Annotated in this window: 24 protein-coding genes; 16 read left to right on the forward strand and 8 right to left on the reverse strand. The window is 48.4% G+C overall.

Translation table 11 applies throughout. The annotated features are described in order from the left end of the window. The first annotated feature begins 433 nt into the window (after positions 1–433). A complete protein-coding gene (locus tag OEU88_RS07740; protein WP_262694575.1) occupies positions 434–1,603 on the forward strand; it encodes a sensor histidine kinase in 1,170 nt (389 codons plus the stop codon). Between the two features lie 81 nt (positions 1,604–1,684). On the opposite strand, the gene OEU88_RS07745 is transcribed toward OEU88_RS07740, so the two are convergent. Next, positions 1,685–3,211, reverse strand: a complete 1,527-nt coding sequence (locus tag OEU88_RS07745; protein WP_262694576.1) for a S10 family peptidase — start codon at positions 3,209–3,211, stop codon at positions 1,685–1,687. A gap of 70 nt (positions 3,212–3,281) precedes the next feature. Next, entirely contained in the window at positions 3,282–4,178 is an 897-nt protein-coding gene (locus tag OEU88_RS07750) for a LysR family transcriptional regulator (RefSeq protein WP_262694577.1), read from the reverse strand. A 186-nt stretch (positions 4,179–4,364) separates the two neighbouring features. Between OEU88_RS07750 and OEU88_RS07755 the strand changes: the two genes are divergently transcribed. From OEU88_RS07755 to OEU88_RS07780, 6 genes are all read left to right on the forward strand, one after another. Continuing rightward, entirely contained in the window at positions 4,365–5,870 is a 1,506-nt protein-coding gene (locus OEU88_RS07755; RefSeq protein ID WP_262694578.1) for a CoA-acylating methylmalonate-semialdehyde dehydrogenase, read from the forward strand. 151 nt (positions 5,871–6,021) lie between these two features. Further along, positions 6,022–8,811, forward strand: coding sequence for a M16 family metallopeptidase (locus OEU88_RS07760; protein WP_262694579.1), 2,790 nt, complete (start codon positions 6,022–6,024; stop codon positions 8,809–8,811). Between the two features lie 104 nt (positions 8,812–8,915). After that, the gene (locus OEU88_RS07765) at positions 8,916–10,055 is read left to right on the forward strand and encodes an acyl-CoA dehydrogenase family protein (protein WP_262694580.1); all 1,140 of its coding nucleotides are present in this window, start codon (positions 8,916–8,918) and stop codon (positions 10,053–10,055) included. Between the two features lie 3 nt (positions 10,056–10,058). After that, positions 10,059–11,126 (forward strand): enoyl-CoA hydratase/isomerase family protein, encoded by a 1,068-nt coding sequence (locus tag OEU88_RS07770; RefSeq protein ID WP_262694581.1) that lies wholly within the window; start codon positions 10,059–10,061, stop codon positions 11,124–11,126. A 28-nt stretch (positions 11,127–11,154) separates the two neighbouring features. Then, positions 11,155–12,036 carry a 3-hydroxyisobutyrate dehydrogenase gene (mmsB, locus tag OEU88_RS07775; RefSeq protein ID WP_262694582.1) on the forward strand — a complete coding sequence of 294 codons (882 nt, stop codon included), beginning with the start codon at positions 11,155–11,157 and terminating at the stop codon, positions 12,034–12,036. Between the two features lie 56 nt (positions 12,037–12,092). Then, positions 12,093–12,533, forward strand: coding sequence for an SRPBCC family protein (locus OEU88_RS07780; protein ID WP_262694583.1), 441 nt, complete (start codon positions 12,093–12,095; stop codon positions 12,531–12,533). Between the two features lie 2 nt (positions 12,534–12,535). Here the strand turns inward: OEU88_RS07780 and OEU88_RS07785 are convergent, their stop codons facing one another. From OEU88_RS07785 to OEU88_RS07800, 4 genes are all read right to left on the reverse strand, one after another. Then, entirely contained in the window at positions 12,536–12,925 is a 390-nt protein-coding gene (locus OEU88_RS07785; protein WP_262694584.1) for a hypothetical protein, read from the reverse strand. 40 nt (positions 12,926–12,965) lie between these two features. Then, complete coding sequence (locus tag OEU88_RS07790; RefSeq protein ID WP_262694585.1) at positions 12,966–13,442, reverse strand: SRPBCC family protein; 477 nt, start codon at positions 13,440–13,442, stop codon at positions 12,966–12,968. Positions 13,443–13,456: 14 nt separating this feature from the next. Further along, positions 13,457–13,804: an ArsR/SmtB family transcription factor gene (locus OEU88_RS07795; protein ID WP_262694586.1), complete on the reverse strand. Its 348-nt coding sequence runs from the start codon at positions 13,802–13,804 to the stop codon at positions 13,457–13,459. 170 nt (positions 13,805–13,974) lie between these two features. Continuing rightward, positions 13,975–14,697: a response regulator transcription factor gene (locus OEU88_RS07800; RefSeq protein ID WP_262694587.1), complete on the reverse strand. Its 723-nt coding sequence runs from the start codon at positions 14,695–14,697 to the stop codon at positions 13,975–13,977. Between the two features lie 407 nt (positions 14,698–15,104). Between OEU88_RS07800 and OEU88_RS07805 the strand changes: the two genes are divergently transcribed. The 4 genes from OEU88_RS07805 to astB all read left to right on the forward strand — a co-directional run bounded on the left by OEU88_RS07805 (position 15,105) and on the right by astB (position 20,346). Beyond that, positions 15,105–16,376, forward strand: coding sequence for a hydrolase (locus OEU88_RS07805; protein ID WP_262694588.1), 1,272 nt, complete (start codon positions 15,105–15,107; stop codon positions 16,374–16,376). Positions 16,377–16,466: 90 nt separating this feature from the next. Further along, entirely contained in the window at positions 16,467–17,540 is a 1,074-nt protein-coding gene (locus tag OEU88_RS07810; RefSeq protein WP_262694589.1) for an arginine N-succinyltransferase, read from the forward strand. After that, positions 17,537–19,015, forward strand: coding sequence for a succinylglutamate-semialdehyde dehydrogenase (gene astD, locus OEU88_RS07815; RefSeq protein ID WP_262694590.1), 1,479 nt, complete (start codon positions 17,537–17,539; stop codon positions 19,013–19,015). Before OEU88_RS07810 ends, astD begins: the two co-directional genes overlap by 4 nt. Further along, entirely contained in the window at positions 19,012–20,346 is a 1,335-nt protein-coding gene (astB, locus tag OEU88_RS07820; protein WP_262694591.1) for an N-succinylarginine dihydrolase, read from the forward strand. Before astD ends, astB begins: the two co-directional genes overlap by 4 nt. 49 nt (positions 20,347–20,395) lie before the next feature. Here the strand turns inward: astB and OEU88_RS07825 are convergent, their stop codons facing one another. Further along, the gene (locus tag OEU88_RS07825) at positions 20,396–20,962 is read right to left on the reverse strand and encodes a PAS domain-containing protein (protein WP_262694592.1); all 567 of its coding nucleotides are present in this window, start codon (positions 20,960–20,962) and stop codon (positions 20,396–20,398) included. Between the two features lie 207 nt (positions 20,963–21,169). Here OEU88_RS07825 and msrP point away from each other — a divergent pair, with 207 nt between their 5' ends. Continuing rightward, on the forward strand, positions 21,170–22,117 hold the full coding sequence (msrP, locus tag OEU88_RS07830) for a protein-methionine-sulfoxide reductase catalytic subunit MsrP (protein ID WP_394805244.1): 948 nt from the start codon (positions 21,170–21,172) through the stop codon (positions 22,115–22,117). Positions 22,118–22,162: 45 nt separating this feature from the next. Then, positions 22,163–22,801, forward strand: a complete 639-nt coding sequence (locus OEU88_RS07835) for a protein-methionine-sulfoxide reductase heme-binding subunit MsrQ (protein WP_262694594.1) — start codon at positions 22,163–22,165, stop codon at positions 22,799–22,801. On the opposite strand, the gene OEU88_RS07840 is transcribed toward OEU88_RS07835, so the two are convergent. Beyond that, a complete protein-coding gene (locus OEU88_RS07840; RefSeq protein ID WP_262694595.1) occupies positions 22,798–23,250 on the reverse strand; it encodes a MaoC family dehydratase in 453 nt (150 codons plus the stop codon). The two genes, OEU88_RS07835 and OEU88_RS07840, sit on opposite strands and share 4 nt — an antisense overlap. A 120-nt stretch (positions 23,251–23,370) precedes the next feature. On the opposite strand from OEU88_RS07840, the gene OEU88_RS07845 reads away from it, so the two are divergent. Genes OEU88_RS07845 through OEU88_RS07855 form a run of 3 tightly spaced genes read left to right on the forward strand, consistent with a single transcriptional unit; the run spans position 23,371 to position 25,397 of the window. Further along, on the forward strand, positions 23,371–23,757 hold the full coding sequence (locus tag OEU88_RS07845; RefSeq protein ID WP_262694596.1) for a CidA/LrgA family protein: 387 nt from the start codon (positions 23,371–23,373) through the stop codon (positions 23,755–23,757). Continuing rightward, positions 23,750–24,430, forward strand: coding sequence for an LrgB family protein (locus OEU88_RS07850; protein WP_262694597.1), 681 nt, complete (start codon positions 23,750–23,752; stop codon positions 24,428–24,430). The genes OEU88_RS07845 and OEU88_RS07850 overlap by 8 nt, the downstream gene beginning before the upstream one ends. Positions 24,431–24,470: 40 nt before the next feature. Further along, on the forward strand, positions 24,471–25,397 hold the full coding sequence (locus OEU88_RS07855; RefSeq protein WP_262694598.1) for a DUF3108 domain-containing protein: 927 nt from the start codon (positions 24,471–24,473) through the stop codon (positions 25,395–25,397). The last annotated feature ends 127 nt before the right edge of the window (positions 25,398–25,524 follow it).

Genomic DNA, 25,524 nt, shown 5'->3' on the forward strand with positions numbered 1-25,524 from the left:
ATCGAACTTAATTAAGTGCGTTTTATCGCAGCAGTCGTTCAAAATATACCGAAATCTTAGCAAGAAAATTCAAAAAATAATTTCAGGTAAAATGTAGCCAATTGCCTGATTTTATGAGGCTTGTGTATTTGACTCACTTACTATCCAAAGGTGTAAACGTACCGATGAATCAACTATTTTATACCCGTTAAGCGTTTTATTTGCTACATTAGGGGGAGTTACGTACATTCTTAAGTAGTGTGACAGGACATTTGTCATCGCATGGTTGAGTTTGGAGTGTGCACGGAGTTGGTATTAAGACTGAGATTTTTTGCTTTATTTGGGTCAACATTTTTTATCCATAAAAATGCAAAGTAAATCGACGGGACAATACGGAACGTAGCAGAACAGTCAAAAGAATTGGCGACCTGCGTTCTCTCGTTGGGGGACATATATGCCATATTGGTATGCTGAGCTTTTTTTCTTTGCGCTATTGGTCTTCACGCCAGTTGCGATCATTGTTGAATGCGGTGGGAATAAAGCTCTGGTGCGTAAACATATCCACATGCTTTGCGGTTGTGGGTTACTTGCTATGTCTACAGGCCTCGATTTCGCGGCACATGCTTTGGCGTGGGATGCTCTTCAATCAGTATATGGTCGTATAGCTATTATGGCTCTTGGCTTTCTTCCAGGATCAATCCTGATTGCCATGGGCGTAATGCGCTGGATAAAGCTTACGTCTGGTTTATCAGACGAAGTTGCGCGCCGCAAAACTGCGGAAACAGAACTGCGGCACTTAACGCAAAAACTTAAGAAGACAGCAGACGAAGCAGCCAAGGCTAATCAGGACAAAAGTGATTTCCTTGCAAACATGAGTCATGAGCTGCGTACACCATTAAATGCCATTATCGGTTTTACTGAGCTGATGGAAGCTGAGGCTTTTGGCAAGCTGGGTGCGCCCGAGTATAAAGAATATCTGAACATTGTTAATGAAAGTGGGCAGCAGCTTCTGGATGTGATCGGTGATTTGCTTGACCTCAGTAAGATACAGGCTGGCCGCATGATCCTGCGTGAAGAAAATGTGGATCTGGTCAATATTTTGCAGCAATGCGCAGCACTTAAGCACGAAGAAGCGAGCAAAAAATCAGTTAAAATTAGCGTCTCATGTAACCATCGCATCAGCCTTATTGCAGATACGCGGATGATCCGTCAGGTAACGCTTAATCTGTTAACTAATGCCATCAGTCATAGCGAGGCCGGGCAGCATATCAGGATGTCAGCGCACGTGACCAAAGATCATCAGGTAGTGATGCTTGTGGAAGATAATGGAAATGGTATGACCAGTGCTGATATTGAGCGCGCCACGATGCCATTTGGCCATGGCGATAGTTTGATTACGCGCTCCCACGAAAGGGCTGCGCTTGGTCTGTCGCTTGTGAATACGTTTGTTGAATTGCATGAAGGCATATTGATGATCGACTCCAAACGCGGCGCCGGCACATTGGTTACCGTTAAGTTTCCAACACATCGCGCACTGACTGATGAACAATCAGCACAAGCAGATGAAGAAAGTGAAGAGGCTGTTACTGAACAGCTTGATGCTGGCAATGTGGCCATGAACTAATCACTTAATAACGCAGGTTGTCTCCTAAAGAAAGCGCCGCACATAATGTGCAGCGCTTTTTTATGCTGTATCGACAGTGCACTACTGCTTGTCGTTTTCCTGAATGAAGGTGCGAATATCTTTCAGAAATTGTAATCTTGATGGCTCATGAACATACATCATGTGCCCAGCTTCATAATATGTGAACTCAACACGCTCTTTCACAATATCAACTTCTGCTAGTGCGTTTTCCGCTCCGAAAAACGGCGTCGCAAAATCATAGTAGCCTTGGGTAACAAGAACACGCATGTCTTTGTTGCGGCGCATCGTTTTACCAAGGTACGGGATCACGTTGATAAAGCGCCCGCCGTTTGGCAAATCTTTGCCCCAAACGTTCCAGTTCCATTTGAAACGTTTTGCAGCACGCGCAGACATATTGTATTCGCGGTTTTCAATTTCCACATCCATGAAGTTGCGCAAATGATCGTTGATTGCCACGTTAAATGCATTGCCGGATGCGTATGAAAAAGGGTCGCCCATAAAGAATTCGCCAGCAGCGTCTGGTTCTTCGCCCAAATAACGACTGTCCAACCGGCCAACAACTTTACCTTCATCGCGCATCAGCTCTTTGAAGAAACGAAACACATGCACTCGCATGTTTGCGGCTTTAAGGTATGACTTCTTCAATCCGGTATAATTATGCAACTTATCAATGATGGCAGCTTGGCGTGCATCATCCATTCTCGTGCCTTCAATCAGTGCAGTTGCATATTCAGTGCGCGCAAACGTCCGGACTTCATCAAGAAATGTTTCCAAATTTTCTGGTTTGTTTGGTAGCTTGTTATGATACCACGCTGTTGCTGCAAAGCTTGGCAAGAATGAGACATAGCCCATGATGCTACCATCCTGAATTCGGCTGTTTTGGTAGTCCAGAACAGCAGAGATCAGCATGATCCCGTTCAGCCCAATATTGTGTTTGTTGGTTAGCTCGTCAGCCATGATGGAAGCACGCACTGTGCCGTAACTTTCACCCGCTATAAATTTGGGGCTATTCCACCGGTTATTATCCACGATCCATTGTCGAACAAATTTTGCAACTGACTCTGCGTCTTCCAGCACGCCCCAATGTTTGCGAGGGTCATTATCGTCGATTGAACGACTAAGGCCTGTACCTATGGGATCAATGAAAACGAGATCAGATACATCCAGAATGGTCTCTGGGTTATTCACAACATCATATGGTGGCGCGCCGTCATCATCTGGGTCAGAAGGAATAACCACACGCTTTGGCCCGAACACGCCCATATGCAGCCACATGGATGCAGAGCTTGGCCCACCGTTAAAGATGAAAGTAACCGGACGCGTTGTTGGGTCTGTTACGCCTTCCTTGATGTAAGCCATTGAGAAATAGGCTGCTTCAGGTTCACCGTCACTGCCACGCAGAAACGTATCACCTGCAACGGTGCGGTAACTAACGCTATTTCCGTCAAAGCGGCCTGATTTTTTGGTAACAAATTGAATTGGCTCATCCGTATCAATTTCCGGATTACCATATTTGTCAGATTGCATTGCCCAACTGGTTGCACTGACGATAAGTGCGGCTGCGATGCCTGCGACTATGTTTCTCATATCATCCCCTCCCTCAATCGAAACTTAAGCTATCTGAGCAGTGATCAACAAGGTTGTAAAGGGGTGTGCTCTAACGCTCACCAACAAGTGTGCGGCGCTCTGATGCAACAACGGTTTTCAGGAATTGTATCAGGCGTTCCATATGGGGCTCATGTACCATATCGGCGTGAACGGTTAACCATAGTTCACGAATCACAGATATTTCTCGCGGCAAAACGGTCGTAAGCACAGGCATCATATCACCTACGAAGCAGGGTAACAGAGCGAGACCCAACCCTGTGGCTGCTGCGTTTGCCTGACCGGTAACATTAGTGGTGCGAAATACCACATGAGGTGCGCCAATCTTCTTGTCCAGCATTTGCAGCTGTGGCAGTGGTAGCAGGTCATCGACATACCAGATAAACTGGTGATCTTTCAGGTTTGCGGTGCGTACAATTGGCGGGTGGCGTTGAAGGTAGCTGGGTGCTGCGTATAGCCGTAGACGATAATCGCCAATTTTTTCTGATACAACGCGGCCACGATCTACTTTGGATAGGCTAATGGCTGCGTCCGCCTCGCGCTTGGTCAGCGACATCATGCGTGTTTCAGCAACAAGCTCCAGCTGAATGCCTGGGTTGTAGCTATGAAAGCTACCGGCTTGCTGCGCAAGAAACTGACTGCCAAATGCTTCCGGTGTTGCTAGCCTCACAGTGCCTTTAGGGCCAGTTACTGTGGGCGTGATTGCTTCCATCAAGTCACCGGCGCCGTGTTCCATTGTTTCTGCGTGCGATAGCAGGCGCTGACCATCAGCTGTCAGGCGGTAGCTTCTGTTTGTTCGATCAAATAATGTGATACCCAGTTCGCGTTCCAGTGCAGCGATGCGGCGCGCAACCGTGGTGTGATCCACGCCCAAGCGCAAGGCTGCCGCAGATAGTTTGCCGCGACGCGCCAACTCTAAAAAGTATCTGAGATCGTTCCAATCGAACATATTTTACTCATTCTTCGTTTGTGCATTTTTGCACAAAGAACTATGCAATACTTCTCAGTGACGTGCAATATTGCTTGTTGTATGGTCCGCGTCAGCGCTGGGGGTTAATGATTCTTCCGGTAGACATTATTCAAAGCACGTGTTGCTGACTATACAGGCGAGGCGTGCATTTCGCGGAGAAAGCACATGTACGAACGCCATCATTATATCGCAGGCAAAGACGTTGAAGGCACATCAGGTCGGTTTGGGCCTATCTTCAACCCTTCAAAAGGCGAACAGCAAGGCAAGGTTGCGCTGGCGAGCAAGGCTGAAGTTGAAAGCGCCATTGCTGCTGCAGAAGCTGCGTTTCCGGCATGGTCTGGCACATCAGTCGTTAAGCGTGCGCGGGTGTTGCAGAACCTTGTGCAGATTCTTTACCGTGAAAAAGATGCACTTGCTGAAGCGTTATCAAGCGAGCACGGCAAGGTATTTTCCGATGCGCAAGGTGATGTGCAACGCGGCCTTGAAGTTGCAGAATTTGCACAAGGTATCCCGCATCTTCTTAAAGGCGAATATTCAGACAATGTTGGTGGCGGCATTGATATGTATTCTATGCGCAAACCGCTCGGTGTTGTTGCCGGGATCACGCCGTTCAATTTCCCAGCAATGATCCCGCTGTGGATGAGCTGCATGGCGATTGCGTGCGGTAATACATATGTGTTGAAGCCATCTGAAAAAGATCCAACAGTACCGCTAATGTTTGCAGCATGTTGGAAAGAAGCTGGCTTGCCGGACGGTGTGTTTAACGTGATCAACGGTGATAAGGAAGCCGTAGACACAGTATGCACAGACCCACGTGTGAAAGCTGTATCCTTCGTAGGGTCAACGCCGATCGCGCAGTATGTTTATGCAACATCAACAGCAAACGGAAAGCGTTGTCAGGCGATGGGCGGCGCGAAGAACCACATGGTTATTATGCCTGATGCTGATCTCAACCAGGTTGCTGATGCACTTATCGGTGCTGCATACGGCTCTGCTGGAGAGCGCTGCATGGCGATCTCTGTGGCTGTGTGTGTTGGTGATGAAGTGGCTGACAAACTAGTTGAAATGTTGAAGCCACGTGTTGAGGCACTTAAAATTGGTCACTCAATGGATCCAGAAGCTGAAATGGGTCCACTGGTTACCGCTGACCATATGGCGAAAGTGTCAGGCTATCTTGACCTTGCTGAGCAAGAAGGTGCAACTATTGTTGTGGACGGTCGTAACTTTAAAAACGACCAGCCCGGCTTTGAAAACGGATATTATCTCGGTGGTTCACTATATGACAATGTCACGCCAGACATGCGTACATACAAAGAAGAGATATTTGGCCCAACGCTGCAAATTATCCGTACAAAAAGCTTTGACGAAGCAGCAGAGCTACCGACAGTTCATGAGTTTGGTAACGGTACAACAATCTTCACACGTGACGGTGACACGGCGCGCGAATACGCTAACCGTGTTGAAGTTGGCATGGTTGGTATTAATGTGCCGATCCCTGTGCCACTTGCGTTCCATACATTTGGTGGATGGAAAAGTTCTGCGTTTGGAGACATTAACCAACACGGTATGGAAGGCATGCGTTTTTATACTAAAACCAAAACAGTTACGTCGCGCTGGCCAACCGGTATTCGCTCTGGTGCAGAGTTTGTCATTCCGACATTAAACAGTTAAAGTGTTTTTATTGAACCTGCTGCCGATACGGTGGCGGGTTCAATAGCTATTAATGATCTGGCTTGCAAAAAGTGAAGGGGCAACTTTACGGGGCAGAGGCCGGATAATATGCGGTGTGAACGACCACACCGGTCAGTGAGGAGAGGATCGTATGAAAATTAGAAATTATGTAGCCGGTATTGCAGCGTTCGCTGCACTTTCAGCATGTGATGTGCAGGTAAGCGAAGAAGGTAATATAGAGCCGGAAGCTGAAACTGGCCTTGATATCGAAGTGCATGTGCCGTTTGAGAAGTTCACGCTGGATAACGGCTTGCGCGTAGTTGTCCACGAAGACCGCAAAGCGCCAGTTGTTGCTGTCAGTGTTTGGTACCATGTTGGCTCTAAGGATGAGCCTGAAGGTAAAACAGGTTTTGCACATCTGTTTGAACACCTGATGTTCAATGGTTCTGAAAACTACGACGATGAGTTCTTTGGCCCGTTTGAAGCTGTTGGCGCTACTAACCTGAACGGTACTACATGGTTTGACCGTACAAACTATTTCGCCAACGTACCAACACCTGCGCTTGATATGGCGCTGTGGATGGAATCGGATCGTATGGGCCATTTGCTTGGTGCCGTGACACAGGAAAAACTGGATAACCAGATCGGTGTTGTACAAAACGAGAAACGCCAAGGCGATAACGCACCATACGGCATGGTTGAATATAGCCAACTTGAAGGCTTGTTCCCTGTCGGGCATCCATACCGTCACTCAACTATTGGTTCGATGGAAGACCTCTCGAACGCATCACTTGAAGATGTGAAAAACTGGTTCCGTCAATATTACGGCGCCGCAAACACAGTGATTGTGCTTGCTGGCGACATTGACGCTGAAACGGCTAAGCCGTTAATGGAAAAATACTTCGGTGATATTGATGCCGGGCCTGCACTCACACGTCATAAGGCGTGGGTGCCAACACGCACGAGCAACACTGTTGAAGATATGGTTGACCAATCTGCGCCGCAAGTTCGCTTGTACCGCAGTTGGGCGGTGGCACCGCGCACAACATATGACGCAGCGATGTTGAATGTTGCAGCAGAAGTTCTTGGCGGCGGTAAAAACTCACGCATGTATCAGGCACTTGTTTACCAAAATCCGCTTGCAGTGAATGTGACTGTTCAAATGCAGCCGTTCGAGTTGGCAAGTCTGTTCAATGTTGAAGTGACATTGCAGCCGGGCGTTGATGAAGCCAAAGTGGAAGAATTGGTCAACTTGGTTATGGCAGAATTTTTGGCAGAAGGGCCAACTGTTGACGAGCTACAGCGCGCCAAAACAGGCATTATTGCGAGCCAAGTGCGTGGTATAGAACAAATTGGTGGTTTTGGTGGCAAGGCAACAGCTCTTGCGCAGGCAGAGCTGTATGCAGGTGATGCTGGCCATTACGCGAAATCAATTGACTGGATAAATAATGCGCCTGCAGATGATATCCAGGCTGCTGCAAATAACTGGCTGGAGCAGGGCTACTACCAGCTTACTGTGCGCCCGTATCCTAAATACCAAACAACAACATCAACGGTTGATCGTAGCACAGGTATACCGCAAGTGGGTAGTTTGCCTGACCTCACTTTCCCTGCGATTGAAGAAGGCACGCTTGCTAACGGCATGAAGGTGGTTGTGGCAAATCGTCCAACTGTACCTGTTGTTTCAACCGCGCTTCAGTTTGATGCAGGTTATGCTGCAGATGCAGGTCGCCCGCTTGGCACGGCAAGTTTCGCACTGGCCATGCTGGATGAGGGGACGGCAAGCAAAACAGCACTTGAAATTGCAGCAGAAACAGAGCGCTTGGGTGCTAACCTTTCAACCGGTTCAAATCTTGACATGAGCACAGTGAACTTGTCTGCGCTTAAGCCAAACCTTGATGCGTCACTGGCGCTTGCCGCCGATGTTGTTCGTAATCCGGCATTTGCTCAGGATGAGATTGATCGATTGAAAAGCAGGTGGGTACAGACTATCGCTCAAGAGAAAGCACAACCTGTTCAGCTTGCGCTGCGCACATTGCCGCCACTGCTATACGGTGATGGCCATTCATATAGTGTGCCTCTGACGGGGTCAGGCACGGTCGCTGCCATTGAAGGCATGACACGTGATGACCTGACCAAGTTCCATAATGACTGGATCAGGCCTGATAACGCGACCATCTTTATGGTTGGTGATATCACGCTGGATGAAGCAATGGCTTCACTGGAAACAGCATTTGGTGACTGGCAAGCGCCGTCATCAACAGTGCCAACCAAAAATATTGCCGAGGCATCACTGCCAGAGCAAGGCCGTGTGATCATCATGGACAAGCCAGGTTCGCCGCAGTCGCTTATTCTTGCCGGGCACTTGTTCCCGTCAACAGGTGCTGATGCCTATCTTGCTGATGAGATGGCAACGGACATATTGGGTGGTGAATTTACGTCGCGTGTAAACATGAACCTGCGTGAAGACAAAGGCTGGGCTTACGGTGCATTCACTTTCACAACAGATGCCCGCGGTCAGCGCATGTGGCTTGCTTACGCTCCGGTTCAAACTGACAAAACTATGGAATCTCTCGCGGAGCTGAACCGCGAAATTTCAGGTTTCATTGGTGACAACCCTGCAACTCAGCAGGAATTGGACCGTATCGTGCGCAACCGTATCAGCAGCCTTCCGGGGCAATTTGAAACGGCAAATTCTGTGCTGGGCAGCTTATTGTCAAACGATAGATTTGGGCGCGGCAATGATTATGTGCCGAACCTCAAAGGTCGCTACGAGGGGCTAACGATTGGGGATGTTCAAGCACAAGCGCAAGCTGGCATTGATCCAACAAAACTGACGTGGGTTATCGTTGGTGATCGTGCCGAGATTGAAGACAAAGTGCGCTCACTTGGTTTAGGTTCTGTTGAGGTTTGGGATATCAACGGTAACAAACTGGACTAGGTCTATACACTCCGGCTTAACCGGATAAATAATAGGCGCTTGGTGATTGCCGAGCGCCTGAAACACAAGTCGTCTGAATTATAATATGGGTTAGGGAACGGTTCGTGGATTTCTCACTTAATGAAGACCAGCGCGCTATTCAGGATATGGCGCGTTCTTTCACGGCGGATATGATCACGCCGCACGCGGAAAAATGGGACGAGGAAAAGATTTGGCCTTCAGAGGTTGCAAAAGCAGCCGGTGATTTGGGCTTTGGCAGTATCTATGTCTCGGAAGAAGCGGGCGGTTGCGGTCTTAGCCGCGTTGAAAGCGTGCTTATCTTTGAACAATTGGCTCAGGGGTGTCCATCAACCGCGGCAATGATATCTATCCACAATATGGCAGCGTGGATGATCGACAAGTTCGGTAACGATGAGCAACGAGGCCGTTTTGTGGGTGATTTGGCAACACTTGATAAAATGGCAAGCTATTGCCTGACAGAACCGGGGGCAGGGTCTGACGCTGCAGGCCTTAAAACCAAAGCAGTGCGTGACGGCGATGACTATGTACTTAACGGCGCCAAGGCGTTTATTTCTGGTGGTGGCACTTCTGATGTTTATGTGGTGATGGCGCGCACCTCTGATGACGGCGCGCGTGGTATTAGCTGCTTCATCGTTGAAAAAGGTACGCTGGGCTTGTCTTTCGGCGCACAGGAAAAGAAGCTTGGTTGGCACAGCCAACCTACCTGCGCCGTTATGTTTGATGATTGCCGTATTCCTGCATCCAATCTTGTGGGTGCTGGAGGGCAGGGTTTCAAAATTGCTATGATGGGACTTGATGGTGGCCGCCTTAACATCGGTGCATGTTCCATTGGTGGTGCACAGCGTGCGCTGGATGAAGCGATCACTTACACCAAGGATCGTAAGCAATTTGGTAAGTCCATTTCTGATTTTCAGGCAACACAATTCAAGCTTGCCGATATGGCAACGGAACTGGAAGCTGCGCGTTTGTTGATCTATGCGGCAGCAGATAAAGTGAGTAAGGGCGCGCCTGACGCGGCCGCTGCTGCAGCAATGGCAAAGCGCCTTGCAACAGACACGGGCTTTGATGTCACTAACGCGGCACTGCAACTGCACGGCGGCTATGGCTATTTGCAGGATTACCCGATTGAACGGATTTTGCGTGACCTGCGCGTACACCAAATTCTTGAAGGTACAAATGAGATCATGCGTGTGGTTATCGCCCGCGATCTGTTGAAAGATTAAACCATGACAAATACAGAAGCTGCAGAACCAGAAGTATTGTTTGAAGAACGCGGTAACATCGGCCTGATTACACTGAACCGCCCGCGCGCGCTCAATAGCCTGACAGAAAACATGTGCGTTGAGATTAAGCGGCAGCTTGATCTGTGGGCCGTAACGCCTGCTGTACATGCTGTTGTTGTTGTCGGTGCTGGTGATAAGGCATTTTGTGCAGGCGGTGACGTGGTGAAGGTTGCCAAATCATATAAGGCTGGCACTGATGAATGGCGCGGGTTCTTCCATGAGGAATACCGCATGAATGTGGCGATTGACGAATTCCCAAAACCATACATCGCACTGGTTGATGGCATCACCATGGGCGGCGGTGTTGGGGTTTCTATCCCTGGTGATTTCTGGGTCGCGACTGAAAAAACGCTTTTTGCTATGCCTGAAACTGGCCTTGGCCTGTTCCCTGATGTGGGTGGTGGTTGGTTCTTGCCGCGCCTCCCTGGTGAAACAGGTATGTATCTGGCACTGACTGGTGGACGTGTAAAAGCAGATGACCTTTATGCACTCGGTATCGCTAGTCATGTGATTGCTTCGGATAAAGTGGATAACGTTATTACGGCTTTAGCTGCAGCTGAGATAAAGGATAATGCAGATGCGGCTGACGTTCTTGCGCAGTTCCACAATGACCCTGCACCAGCAAAACTTGCGGGTAATTTTGATGATATCGACGATCATTTCGACGGCGTAACGATTGAGGAAATTATGTCCTCACTAGCGGCTGATAACGGTGAGTGGGCGCAAAAACAATTGTCTATCCTGAACAGTAAGTCGCCGACCAGCCTTAAGCTAACGTTTGCGCAGCTAAAACGTGGCGGCGCGATGGAAAACTTTCGCGATAACATGCGGATGGAATTTCGTGCCGTGTGCAACGTAATGAAGGGCAATGACTTTTTTGAAGGTGTACGCGCCATTCTGATCGACAAAGACAATACGCCGGTATGGAGCCCTGCGACATTGGACGATGTTAAAGACAGTGATATTGACGCACATTTCGACAATTTAGGCAGCCAAGAGCTTGCGCTCTAGCACTTTTGAGTATTTTGGGAGAACTTCGATGACAACAATTGCATTTATCGGACTTGGCAACATGGGTTTGCCAATGGCGAAAAACCTTATCGGCGCGAACCATTCTGTGCGCGGGTTTGACCTCAGTTCAGATGCGCGCGGTGCGCTTGAAGGTGCTGGCGGCGCTGCGTTTGATAGTGTTGCCGATGCCGTTACAGGTGCTGATGTTGTGGTTTCCATGCTGCCGTCAGGCAAGATTGTTGAAGTGGTTTACGCAGATGTATTTAAAGCGGCCGCGGCAGGTACACTGATGATTGACAGCTCTACAATTGATGTTGCAACGGCGCGTAAGGTGTCGGCTGAAGCAACAGCAAAGGGTTTCTCTATGGTTGATGCGCCTGTGTCTGGCGGTGTTGGCGGTGCTGCAGCAGGCACGCTCGCCTTTATGGTTGGGGGTACAGCCGATGCATTTGCTGCCGCTGAGCCAATACTTGACCCGATGGGCGCCAAGATTGTGCACTGCGGGGATAGCGGCAATGGTCAGGCGGCAAAAATTTGTAACAACATGTTGCTTGCGATCTCTATGATTGGTGTGTCTGAAGCGTTTAACCTTGGACGGAAACTAGGCCTTGATGACCAGACATTTTATGATGTAGCAGCCAATGCGTCTGGTCAGTGCTGGTCACTGACAAGCTACTGCCCGGTGCCAGGGCCTGTGCCTACATCGCCTGCAAACAATGATTACCAGCCGGGTTTTGCAACCGCGTTGATGCATAAAGATTTGGGCTTGGCAATGGAAGCAGTTGCGTCTGTCGATGCAAACTCACCGCTTGGCAAGCATGCTGCTGATATTTATGCCGAGATGAACGACGCGGGTCATGGCGGTGTTGATTTCTCCGGTGTGCTGAAACGTTTGGCTGGCGATTTGTAGCCGCTATCATAGAGCTAAAATTGGTGATTTTGTAACCGAGTAGCAGTGAAATACCTATGAGTAAGCCACATAAGATTACGCGAGAGTATCCCGTCAACATTGATACTCTGTGGGCAGACATTCTTGATCCTACGGCACTTGCAGACTCGATGAAAGGTGCTGTGACGTATGAAGGCTTGCCAACCGAACCTGTATATGAAGGGCAGGTGATTGTTGTTAAGCTTAAAAGATGGGGGTGGCTGCCCATGGGGAAATGGACAATGAAAGTTGTCCGTTTGGATAGCGAAAATTATATCCTCGAAAGTGAAGAACACGGCGGGTTTGTGAAATGCTATCGCCACCGGTTAGAGGTTGTTCCGACAGGTCAGGAAACATGTCGTTATACAGATACGCTTGATGTGGATGCTGGCATTTTCACATCGATTATTGCACCAATGTTCAAGAAAATTTATGAAGAACGACATGAAAAGCGTATGGCACGCCTCTCGCAGAAATAGCTCTATTTTTTCGGTTTGTTTGTCGGTTTTGGCTTTAATGCACTAACGTTTGCAAATGCTTTTCGGAACCACTTTCGCATAATGCGCACATTGTCGTATATGGCGGGTGGCATTGCGACATATTCTTTCTGGAAGAAACCAGGGTAGCCCTCGAACAAGCCCGCATCGTATTCTTCCATAAATATCTTCAGGTCGGTTTTTGATAATCGTAGGCCAATGATATTGTCGCGGTTGATGTGGGAAAACATATTGCCTTGCCAAGAAGTATAAGGACGAGTGGCACCTTTCCATTCTACCTCAGGCACGCCGTCAATCATCTTTTTGTAGGCAGCAAGAACAGCCGTGTCTGTCACAAAATTCTTTGCTTTCGCCAGTTTCTTTTTTGCAGACACAGCTGTTCTCTCTCGCTGATTTGAAAGACTATATTCTTTGTTATGCGGCGTGAGCCTCTGTCACCAAAAACCGGTAGAGTTTGCCGAATGCAGCGCCCCAACCATCGATAATGAACGTACTGAATTCGTGCGGAATGCCGGTGTGTGTGAGTTTGATTTCAGTTTTATTGTAACTGAGCGCGGTGAACTCAACCCGAACACCCATGTCAAAACCAGCGCCTTCAGGCATTTCGTCAGGACGCGGCGGTGAGTACGCCAGTACATACGGTGGATCATATTCTGTAAAGTAGGCAACGCCTGGTACAACATGTTCGTCGCGGATGGTCATTTCATGGGTGTAACTACCACCAACCTTGGGCTCGATGGTTGAATTAACATTGGTTGTATCTGCGCAGCCAAACCATTGCTGCACCTTGCTGGTTTGCACCCACGCATCAAAAACTGCTTCTATTGGTGCATCGTATGTGCGTGTTACTACCAACGTGCCATTGCCGTCATAATCTGTTTGCGTCGTCATTGGTGGTCCTCTCTCTATACTTTGCCCTCGGGTGTTTTCTTTTCTGCATGTTCTTGCAGATATGCTTCCACGGCATCGAATTGCTGTCGCCAAAACTGTGCGTAATAAGTAATCCACCCACCAGCTTGTTCCGCAGGGCCAGCATTGGCCTTAATATAATGTTCGCGGCCGCGCTTAATGCGCTCAATCAATCCTGCGCGTTCAAGCACACGTAGGTGCTTTGATATGGCAGGCTGTGACATGTCATAGGGTGCGGCCAGCGCGGTGATGTTGGCTTCACCTTGAGACAGCTGCGCGAGCATGCCGCGCCGTGTTGCATCAGAAAGTGCGCCAAAGACTAGATCTAGGTTTTGTTCATTCATAACCAAATGGTTATATATTTAACAAACAAGAAAAGTCAACAGGCAAACTGATAATGTCATCAGGCAATTGTTGAAGGCTGTATGCGAATTAGTGTTTAGTGCCGGACAAATTAAAGGCTGCGACAACTGTATTGTCGCAGCCTTTAAACGCCATCAGCGAAGGGGTCGCGCTAGAGCGCAGTATAATGTCCTGCCTGCAAGGGTTTGGCTTGCACAGCGCCAAACTTGATAACTGCTTGTGTACGGTTAGACACATCCAGAACCTTAAAGATAGCATGCATATGTGCTTTCACGGTGCCTTCTGCGATTGTCAGGCGCGCCGCAATCTCTTTATTAGGCAAGCCGTCAGCTGCCATAGCCAGTATCTGGCGCTGTCTGAAGGAAAGCCTGTCCAGATCTACATAACCATTTTTAACTTCACCGTTTGCATGATCGTCGAAAGACCGGCCGGTAATGCCTGCGATCGAGCGAATCTCTGGTGTTGCAACTGTGTTGAACGCATTGCTGGTTTCAACAGGCAGGCGCATGGCGCGGCGAATGTTGTTGACCATCATTGTAACGCTACTGCTACGCGTTACTGTTGTTGTACCTGACCAAATCTCATCTGAATCGTGCGCACTCTCAGTAATGATTACTACAGCAATATTAGGATACAGCTTCTGTAGTATCTTCAGGCAGTTTTTGCCTTCCTGGATCGCGCTATGTGGATCGGTGGGGTTGAGTGATGCTGGATGCAGCACAACCAGATCAATGTCATCGTGTGTTGCCATCTTTGCAAGGAAGTCGGTTTCGCTTCCTGCTTCAATAATTGTATCGATCTTAGCGGCGACCAATATTACTTCCCGCATTGAAAGGCGGAACAGTTCTTCGCCGTCTAGTATAAGAGCTTTCATTTTATCCTCGCTGATTTTGCCCGTGGCCTTTTGGCTCTTTTTCAGGCTGGAAAGTTCATTTTTATTTACCTCTGTTTATGATCATAGTTCAGTGACATGCTCCTTTCGTTTGCATATGAGACAAATAGTGAGTCCTAAGGGACAAACCGTTTATCTCAGCTAAATACATGAGATTAACCGTTCGCCGCAAGCAAAGAAATGGTCTTTTTTTGGCAGATTTACAAGTGTTAGCGGAACTAATGTTATATTCATATAACCATGAGTCTATAACTTTCGTTATAGTAATAATTTGCTAATCGAATCACTTGAGTTGATCTTTGGCGACGAAAAAAACCATATAAGAATTGACTTGATCTGTGCAGCGAGTACAGCATTCAAAATTAAATCATTATATACTGGGAATACCCATGAAGCCGATACCATCTTTACTTGCAAACGATCCGTCTATCGCGCCACTGCTTGCGGCAATTGACGGACAACACCAAGCCATGATCGATACCGTGATCGCATGGTCGAGAGTAAATAGTGGTAGCCGCAATATGGGTGGTCTTGCTCGTATGGAGCAGATTATTCTGGATGCATTTGCTGTACTTGACCCAGAAGTAGAAATCATTGATTTGCCAGACGGTGAAATTGTTACCAATGCCGGTGATGTTGAAGTTATGCCAAACGGTCGTTGTTTGCGTTTGTTTAAGCGTCCTGATGCGAACCGCCGCGTTTTAATGACAGGGCATTTCGATACGGTTTTTGCCACAGACCACCCTTTTCAGGAACCTGTGTGGCAGGATGAAAACACAATCAATGGCCCGGGTGTTGCTGACATGAAAGGTGGCATCCTCGTCATGCTTGAAGCACTGAAGGCTTTTGAGGCTTCACCAAACGCAGGCTCTGTTGGCTGGGAAGTCATCTTGTCACCGGATGAGGAAACCGGGTCTTTGGAATCGCGTAACGTTTTAACTGAACGTGCTAAAGCAGCCGATATCGGCCTTACGTATGAGCCAGCGCTTGCAGATGGTACCTTGGCTGGCGCGCGTAAAGGTAGCGGTAACTATTCCATGGTTGTCAAAGGTAAGGCAGCTCATGCCGGGCGTGAGTTTTTTGAGGGCCGTAATGCGGTGGTTTTGCTTTCAGAAATTATCGCTGCTTTGGCTGCTCTCACGAATGGCAAACCGGGTCTGACAGTCAACCCTGCAGTTGTAACTGGCGGTGTGGCGCCAAATGTGGTGCCAGACACGGCCGTTTGCCGGTTTAATGTGCGACTGGAAGAACCAGAGGATGCTGGTTGGTTCGAGGCGCAACTTGATAAAATAGTTGCAGACTTTAATACGCGGGATGGCTTTAGTGTTGCACTACACGGAGGCATTAACCGCCCGCCCAAAGCAATATCACCAGCTAACCAGAAGTTAATGGATGCAATTGCTGCATGCGGCGCTGAGCTTGGGTTAAATGTATCGTACGTTGCAACGGGAGGATGCTGCGAAGGTAACAACCTTGCTGCGGCTGGTTTGCCTAATGTTGACACACTTGGTGTGCGTGGCGGCCTTATTCATTCAGCTAATGAGTTTGTTATGGTTGACAGTTTCACTGAGCGCGCCAAACTATCAGCGCTGATTCTTTTGGCTTTTGCGGCCGGGGCACTTGATGATGTGCTCGCTGCGAAATCAAATACGGCGGCATAGCAGGCGCTATGCCAGACCTCAGGCTTTAAAGATAAGCCGCAGGCGACCGGGGCCCTTCAGTTGCCCGGAATACAAAAGAAGGACATTCCCATGTTTGTAGTGCGACCAGCACGACTGAATGATCTTGACGCGCTCGTTGAGCTTGCAGAGAAAAAAGCATTTGGTATGACAACGTTCCCGAAATCACGGGAGCAGCTTAAAGACAAATTGGAAGATTCAGTTTCTGCCTTTTCGGGCGCCGCTGATTTTGGACAGAAAACCAGTTATCTATTGTTGCTGGAAGACATGAAAACCGGAGCGATTGCAGGCACTAGTGCCATCATCGTTGGTATTGGTCTTGATAAGCCATTTTACAGCTATCGTATATTGCATCACACGCAAGAAAGCGTAGACCCACCTGTACGCGTTGATACTGAATTGTTGCAGCTATCGAACGATTTTGTCGGCGCTGCCGAGGTTGCAACACTGTTTCTCAGTCCTGACTACCGTACTGAAGAGTATAAAAATGCCAAACTTGGTAAGTTATTGGCCAAGTCGCGCTATTTGTTGATGGCTGCACACCGGGAACGGTTCCCCGAGAAAGCAGTGGCCGAGATTCGTGGTTGGGTTGATGATGATCATAACTCACCATTTTGGGATGCTATCGGTCGCCACTTCTTCCAGATACCTTTTCATGAGGCAGATGATATTAACGGACAGGGCAATAGCCAGTTTATTGCGGACTTGATGCCCAAATCCCCAATTTATACCGCGCTTTTGCCCGATGCAGCCAAAGCAGTGATCTCGCGCCCGAATGACGGCGCTGTTCCTGCAGCGCGGTTATTGGAGAAAGAAGGTTTTCGTTTTTCCGGTGCTGTTGATATTTTTGATGCAGGGCCTCTACTTGATGCACCTATTGATACGATAACAACCGTACGTTCTAGTAAAACAGGCGTTCTTGGCGGCACGGTTGAGGGCGGGACTGATCAGCATCAGCATCTTGCTGCTAATCCGTCGTTAGATACGTTCCGTGTTACCGTAACAAATGTGGTTGAAGCGGGAACAGGGTTGTGGTTGCCAGAAACAGCAGCCAAGGCGCTGGAAACAAAGGTGGGTGACGATATCCTTTATGTCGACCTTGAGCTTGGCGGAGGCGGCAAAAGCCGCTGGGGAGTGAAGTCATGACACATTATATAGATGGAATATGGCAAGCTGGTTCCGGTGAGGTCTTTCAATCGTTCAATCCGGCAAATGATGATGTTGTCTGGACTGGTAACAGTGCTTCTCGCGGTGATGTGATGGCCGCTGGTGCAGCTGCACGAAATGCTTTTTCAACATGGTCAATGACCACGCTTGAAGAGCGTATGCAGATTATTCAGCGCTATAGCGAACTCGTCGCTGAAAACAAAGCAGCGCTTGCGGCACTTATTACAGCAGAAGCAGGCAAAGCCTTATGGGATGCCACCGGTGAAGCAACAGCGATGGCCAACAAGATTGGTATTTCACTGAAGGCCTATGAGGATCGAACAGGAACGCGCGAAGCAGTCAACGGCGCTGTGCGGTCAAAACTATCGCATCGTCCTCACGGCGTTATGGCAGTGTTTGGACCATATAATTTCCCGGGACATCTGCCTAATGGCCACATCGTTCCTGCGTTGATCGCTGGCAACACGATTGTTTTCAAACCTAGCGAACTGGTACCAGCCGTTGCTGAGATGATGGTTAAGCTATGGGAACAGGCTGGCCTACCGGCTGGTGTGCTGAATTTGGTTCAAGGTGCGCGCGATACAGGTGCGGCATTGGTTGAGTGCGACGAGATCGATGGTTTGCTATTTACCGGAAGTGCAAACACTGGATTTTCCATTGCGCGGCAACTCCTTGATCGCCCGCATGTTATTCAAGCGCTTGAAATGGGCGGAAACAACCCACTGATTGTTCACGAAGCTGAAGACCACGCTGCCGCAGCAATGATGACCGTATTGTCCGCTTATGTTAGTTCTGGTCAACGTTGCACATGTGCGAGGCGTTTGATTGTGCCTGATGGCACTGAAGGTGACGCATTCATTGAAACATTAACAAACTTGATTGACCGAATAACTGTTGGTGCAGGTGATAGTGACCCGGCTCCATTCATGGGACCGGTTATAAGCGGGCATGCTGCCACACATGTTCTGGCAGCGCAGGATAAGCTTGAAGCTGCCGGTGGCAAGGTGCTGCGCCGTGTAGAACGGTTGCCGCAAGGAAAGGCGTTCTTGTCTGCAGGTCTGATTGACGTAACAGCAGTTACTGACCGTGAAGACGAAGAAGTATTTGGTCCTATGTTACAGGTTATCCGTGTCGCTGATTTTGACGCTGCGATTGCGGAAGCCAATAACACTAAATACGGACTTGCTTCGGGTCTGATTTCAGATAGCCGTGCACTATATGATTATTTCTACCCAAGGTCTCGTGCAGGTATTGTTAACTGGAACCAGCAGTTAACAGGTGCTGCGTCAACGGCGCCGTTTGGTGGCATTGGCTGGTCGGGCAATCACCGACCAAGCGCGTATTATGCTGCAGACTATTGTTCTTATGCTGTTGCGACAATGGAGCAGGCTGAAGGTAAGGTGGCAGCGCCCGCTACGCCGCAAGGCATTACTGCCGCAGGAGATGCATCATGAATTGGCTAGAAGTTAATTTTGACGGTATTGTGGGCCCAACGCATAACTATGCCGGCCTTTCGTACGGTAATGTTGCGTCTGCTAAAAATGAAGGCCTTATCGCAAACCCACGCGAAGGTGTTTTGCAGGGCCTTGATAAAGCGCAGCATCTGCGCAGCCTTGGTATGACACAAGGCGTTTTGCCACCACATGACAGGCCACATTTGTCTACGCTGCGCTCGCTCGGGTTCACAGGCAGCGACGCCGAAATGTTGACCGCTGCATGGACAGGCAGCCCTGCACTTGTAAGGAACTTAATGTCCTCTGCGACTATGTGGACTGCAAATGCGTCTACTGTTTCGCCGTCACCGGACACAAAAGATGGCCGTATGCATTTCACGCCTGCGAATTTGGCGGCGATGTATCATCGCTCCATCGAGCATGAGACCACAGGCCGTGTTTTGAAGGCAATCTTCCCTGAAGGTGATCGTTTTGCACATCACCCTGGATTACCCGGTGGAACGCATATGGGTGATGAAGGTGCGGCCAACCATAACCGGTTTTGTAGTGGTTACGGTGACACAGGTGTCGCACTTTATGTTTATGGCCGTAGTGCATTCGATGGTGCGAAAGACTTAACGTACCCTGGCCGCCAAACACTTGAAGCAAGTGAAGCGATTGCGCGTCAGCATGGCACACCTGGTGATAAAACAGTGTTTATCCGCCAGAACCCTGAGGCAATTAATGCTGGCGCGTTTCATAACGATGTGGTCGCAGTGTCAAACAAGAATGTATTTTTCTACCATGAAAAAGCGTTTGAAGATCCATCTGCCATGCAGAATATGCTGCGTGCGGCTGCGCCGGATATTGATTATCAATTTGTTGAAGTGCCTGAAGGTGCTGTGCCATTGTGCGATGCTGTTTCTTCGTACTTGTTCAATAGTCAGTTGATATCACCGCCTGATGACGATCGTATGCGTCTTATTTTACCGATCGAAGTAGCTGAGACGCCTAGCACAAAAGCATACATTGATGGCTTGCTTGCTTCCAATGGGCCAATAGGTGCAGCGGACTTTTTAGATGTTCGGCAAAGTATGCGTAATGGTGGTGGCCCGGCATGCTTACGCTTGCGGGTTGTTACGTCAGAAGCTGACCGCACAGCGATGGGGGCGAATTGCTTGCTCAATGATGATCTGGTTGCAACACTAAGGGATTGGGCAAGCAGGCATTACCGGGACCGTGTGCGCCCTGAAGATTTGGGTGATGTGGCACTAATGGAAGAATGTTTCGCTGCACTTGATGAGTTAACGCAAATCTTGAAGCTGGGTAGCGTCTACGATTTTCAAAAGTAGAAACTGCCGTGTAGCACTTGAAAGCCGGGTTATTTACCCGGCTTTTTATCTAAAGCGGGGTGTATGCCTGCGTTAAAGGCACATAACTCACAGACATGTCCATTAGAGAGCGGTTTATGATTGACTGTCCAATCACTGAGTGCGTTGAGCTGCCGATAATTTCATGATGGTCTGAAGCAATCGGCAGCGCCTTAGCGACACCAACAACAAACCGCACGTCATTGTCATTAGACCGTAGCGGCAGGTGTAATGATTTTGCAACGCGCTGTCCGTATTGATTGTTTATGATATGCTCGCTGACAGCAGCAACAGTACCTGAACGAATCTCGCCGTATATCTGCTTGATAGTTGGTGCATGTTCGGGCCTACAGATATCATATACATTGGCTCTGGTTTTATCCGAGCCAGTAATTTCAACAATGTTTGATCCAACAACCCGCAGTTCTGCGTAATTATCATTGTGTTGTTCTGCCAAAAACAAATCAGGCAGAGCCGCTTTTAATTGCATCGGCGAAAAATCTCGCTTCAGCGGGCATAATTGATCATCCGCTTTGATGGATAACCAATAATCCAGAAGGACGCTGGCGCTATCGCAAAAGCGCAAGTCCTTTAACATGGAAGTCATCTTAAATAGACCTAACTCAAAACATACTCAAAACAATCAGCTTCGTATCCGTGCATGGCTGTAGAAACTGGCATCTGGTCCAACACGGCGCGTCGCTTAATGTGCTGGGGCATAACGCACCAAGTAACGCTTGGCAACAAACTCGTGATTGGACGTTACTGCGTACAAATCTTATTTAAGAAGCGAGAGGATAAAATCATGTTGATCAAGCGTAAAGAAAAGTGGCAGGAAAGCGAAAATTCCGTAACTGGTGAAAATGCTTACCTGAACCGCCGTAATATATTGCTCGGAGCGGCGGCAGCTGGCGCTGCAACAATAATTCCTTCTGTTTTAGCTCAGCCACAACGCAAGCTAAATGCCTTGTCCGCGCGCAAAACAGACTATAGCCCCGGCGAATCACCTTCACCCGAAGAAGCGATTACGCAATATAACAACTATTATGAGTTTGGAACGGGCAAAAGTGACCCTGCCCAAAACGCCTGGAGACTTCAGCCAAAACCATGGTCAATTCAGGTTGACGGACTTGTTGATAAGCCTGCGACATACGGCATAGAAGACTTGATTGACTTTAACGCCCTTGAGGAGCGCATTTATCGCCACCGCTGTGTTGAGGCATGGTCGATGGTGATGCCGTGGATTGGTGTGCCGCTATCATCTGTGCTTAAAAAAATTGGTGTACAATCAGGTGCAAAATACGTGCGCTTTGAAACCTTGGCGGATAAAGAGCAAATGCCCGGCCTGCGCTGGCCCGTATTAGACTGGCCTTACACTGAGGCGCTACGTATGGACGAAGCTATGAATGACCTTTCATTCCTGGTAGTGGGTTTGTATGGCAAAGAGTTACCTAACCAGAATGGTGCGCCAGTACGCTTGGCGGTGCCATGGAAGTATGGTTTTAAACATGTGAAATCTATCGTGCGCATTTCATTGACTGAAGAACAGCCGGTGACGACTTGGCAGGCTTCTGCTCCGCGTGAATATGGTTTTTATTCCAATGTGAACCCTGAGGTTAGCCACCCACGTTGGAGCCAAGCGCGTGAAAGACGCATTGGCGAGTTTGGTCGTCGTCCTACAGAAATGTTTAATGGATACGGCGAACTTGTTGCTGATATGTATGCTGGTATGGATTTAGCCAGAAACTTTTAAGACCTGACTAAATTTCGATGTTTGCTGTTTTGAATGCCTGAAGGGATGAATACAGTTACTAGTATCACGACCAATCAGTTGCGCCGGTATGGCAAGCCAATAGTGTTTCTGGCGCTATTGGTGCCTGCCATATGGCTGACTTGGAACTGGTGGTTGGCATTTCAATATCAGCCAAATGGCTTGGGCTTTAATCCGCAAGAAACATCCAATCGCTTCACTGGTGATTGGGCTATGCGGATTTTGTTGATGTCGCTTGCACTTTCACCGCTTGCCAAATTGATAAAATCACCAAAGCCGATTTTATTTCGCCGCATGGTTGGCCTTTTCGCTTTCTTTTATGTTTGCTTGCACATCACCAGTTATGTTTGGCTCGATATGTTGTTTGATTGGGTCGAGCTTTGGGCTGATGTAATGAAGCGGCTATATATAACAGTTGGTTTTGCTGCGTTTCTTCTATTCATTCCACTGGCGGTTACCAGCACTAAAGGGTGGATAAAACGATTATCAGCACGCCGCTGGCAAACACTGCACCGAAGCGTATATGTTATCGGTGTCTTGGTAATTGTTCATTTCATTATGATGCGTAAAGGTTTTCAGGCTGAACCACTGATATATGCCGGGATACTTGCAACGCTTTATCTACTGAGAGTTAAGCGTGTGCGTGCCTTGTTGGGCCGTGCCTAAGTGGGGCGTTTTAACATCATGCTGTTGGCAATCACCCGCATGACAGTTTCATCTTTTTGGTTCAACACTTCATATTCGGATTTAAGTAGCCCTAAATTTGGCCGTGATTGGCTTTCGCGCATCTCAACAATTTTACCGCGAAGGGACAATGTATCGCCGGGAAACACAGGTTTTCTCCATTCAACTTTGTCAAGCCCCGGAGACCCCATACTGGCAAAGCCCGTGTCGATAGACCTGTCTACAATCATGCGCATCATCATGGCGCCAGTGTGCCAACCGCTTGCGCACAAATCACCAAACACTGAATTCTTTGCAAGCCCTTCGTCCAGATGAAACGGCTGCGGGTCATATTTAGATGCAAAGTCAACCACTTCCTCGCGCGTCACAACGTAAGAGCCAAATTCTTCTGTTTCGCCGATTTTCAGGTCTTCATAGAATACTTTGAACATGGTTTCTCCTTGTTTGATCTATCAGACAATTTGGCGCATTTATGTACATGTTCAAGCAAAGAAAGGTTTTTGTACATGCGATATAGTTCGCGGTAAGGTGCAAGTAACGAAAGGGCTTGTATGAAAGCATTAATTGGAATTGCCGTGCTGTGGGGCTTGTTAATGACAACACGTTATACACTGGTGTTTGTTGGCTTTTATGGTTTACCCGCGGCAATTGTTGCGCTGGCCGTTTTGACAGTTTTAGTAGTGGTTTTCCGAACTATTGCTGATTTATTGGAGCCAGGTTGCGGCACCCTTATTCAATATATGCCCTTATTCTTCATTCCGGTTTTGGTCGGTGTTACTGTGCAAGAAAACTTACTTGCAGAGCAATGGGTACTCATTGTTTTCACCGTAATTGGTGCAACACTTGCCGGGCTAATGAGTGCCATGTTTGCTTATCGCCTTTTTGCTGGGCGGCCAACTGTCAGCACAGTGCATAGTCAAGGGCAGGCCAATGATTGATCTTGTCTGGTTTATCGTGACAATTGCGCTTTATATAGGTGCAGTTGAGCTGTATGAGCGCAGTGATGGTAAGTTATGGTTGCATCCAATTTTGCTGCCGACTGTTATCATTATTGTTGCTTTAAAGCTGCTTCATGTTCCGTTTGCTATTTATTTGGAAAGCGTGCGTCCTTTTGAATATTTTCTGGAACTGGCTGTTGTGGCTTTGGCGCTGCCAATTGTACGTCATTTGGCGGTGGTGCGCGATAACGTATCAGCGGTTGTGGCTGCAATTGTCGCTGGTTCGGTAACGGGTGTGGGTTGCGCTGTTATTGTTGGTATAGTTATTGGTGCCCCCGATGCAATGCTGGCCACCGTTGCAGTTAAGTCAATTACAACACCGCTTGCTGTGACAACGACAAATGCAATTGGCGGACATATGTCGATCGCGGCAGCAATAGTTGTTTTGTCCGGTATCGTAACGGCTGTGGCTGGCCCGCCCATTTTACGCCGCATGGCATTTACAGACTCTGTCGGCATAGGAGTGGTGCTTGGCACTGCTGGACATGCCATAGCGACAGCTGAAGCATTTCGCAAAAGTGAAGTGATCGGTGCTGCCAGCGGCTTTGCTATGGCGAGCAACGGTTTGCTGACCGCATTAATTTTGCCCTTGATCTGGCCATATTTTACGTGAAACATGTCGTACAAAGAATAAAAGAAAAGGCAATACACTGATGGCACCCCGGACAATACTGACTTTAAGCATTATGGCGATACTTGGTTTCAGCCCGCTCAATGCGGCTGAGAATTTAAAAGCCGAGTATGGATTTTACTGGAAAGGTATTTTGGTTGCCTCAGCAGAAACCGGTGCTTTGGTTGGTGATGACGCATATGATCTGTCGATCAATTTCCGTATGCGGGGTATTGCCAAATTATTTGCCAACGGTCGCAGTGCATTGGTGGCACGAGGTAAATTAGGTGATGACGGGATACCGGTACCTTCTCTGTATTCTTCTGAGGGCCGATGGGACGGCAAAGATTATGCGAAAGTGATGACGTTTGATGCAAACGGCGCACTTGTTGAGCAGAAGCTGGATTGGCCCAAAAAATGGCTGGAAGAATCTAAACGAGAACCAATCCCAGAAGACATGCAGGTAGGGCCTGACCCAGCATCTGTGTTAATCCAGTTAATTACAACACCGTTGGAAACAGCCGCTGACGGCACACCTGTTTCAGCGCGCTCGTTTGATGGTGACAGCGTTTTTGAGTGGCAGTTTTCGTGTTTACCAGAGCCATCTACTTTGGATGAAAGCGGTAAATCGCCTTACGCTGGAGCGGCCCACGAATGCGGTTTTTCCAATGAACTTGTCGCAGGCAAGCGTATCTTGACCGAAAAACAGAAGAAAAAAGCTGAGAAACGTCGCAAGAAAGCAGAAAAACGCCGCGCTGCTGGTAAAGAAGATGAAAGTATGCCGCCCAAAATATGGGTGCAGTCCTTTGCAGAAGGACGATATATGCTTCCTGTTCGTGCGGAAGTGTCTTCAAGTATGGGGCGTATTGTCATGTATTTGAAAAATCTGGATCTGACCAACGAAGAATTGCCTCATGAGCAAGACCTTCTGTCTGGTACGGCCAATGCTGACAAAGCCGAATCGCGTTAATGCTGGCAGGGATTAACGTTTGTATTGGCTCAATAACCGATCCAAAATAACTTGGTAACGTGAGATACAAACACTGCATGTAGGGCGCTGTGCTTATATCAGTTATAAGGCCTGTTCTTTAGCTGGT

The organism is Kordiimonas aquimaris, assembly GCF_025574485.1.
Lineage (GTDB): Bacteria > Pseudomonadota > Alphaproteobacteria > Sphingomonadales > Kordiimonadaceae > Kordiimonas > Kordiimonas aquimaris.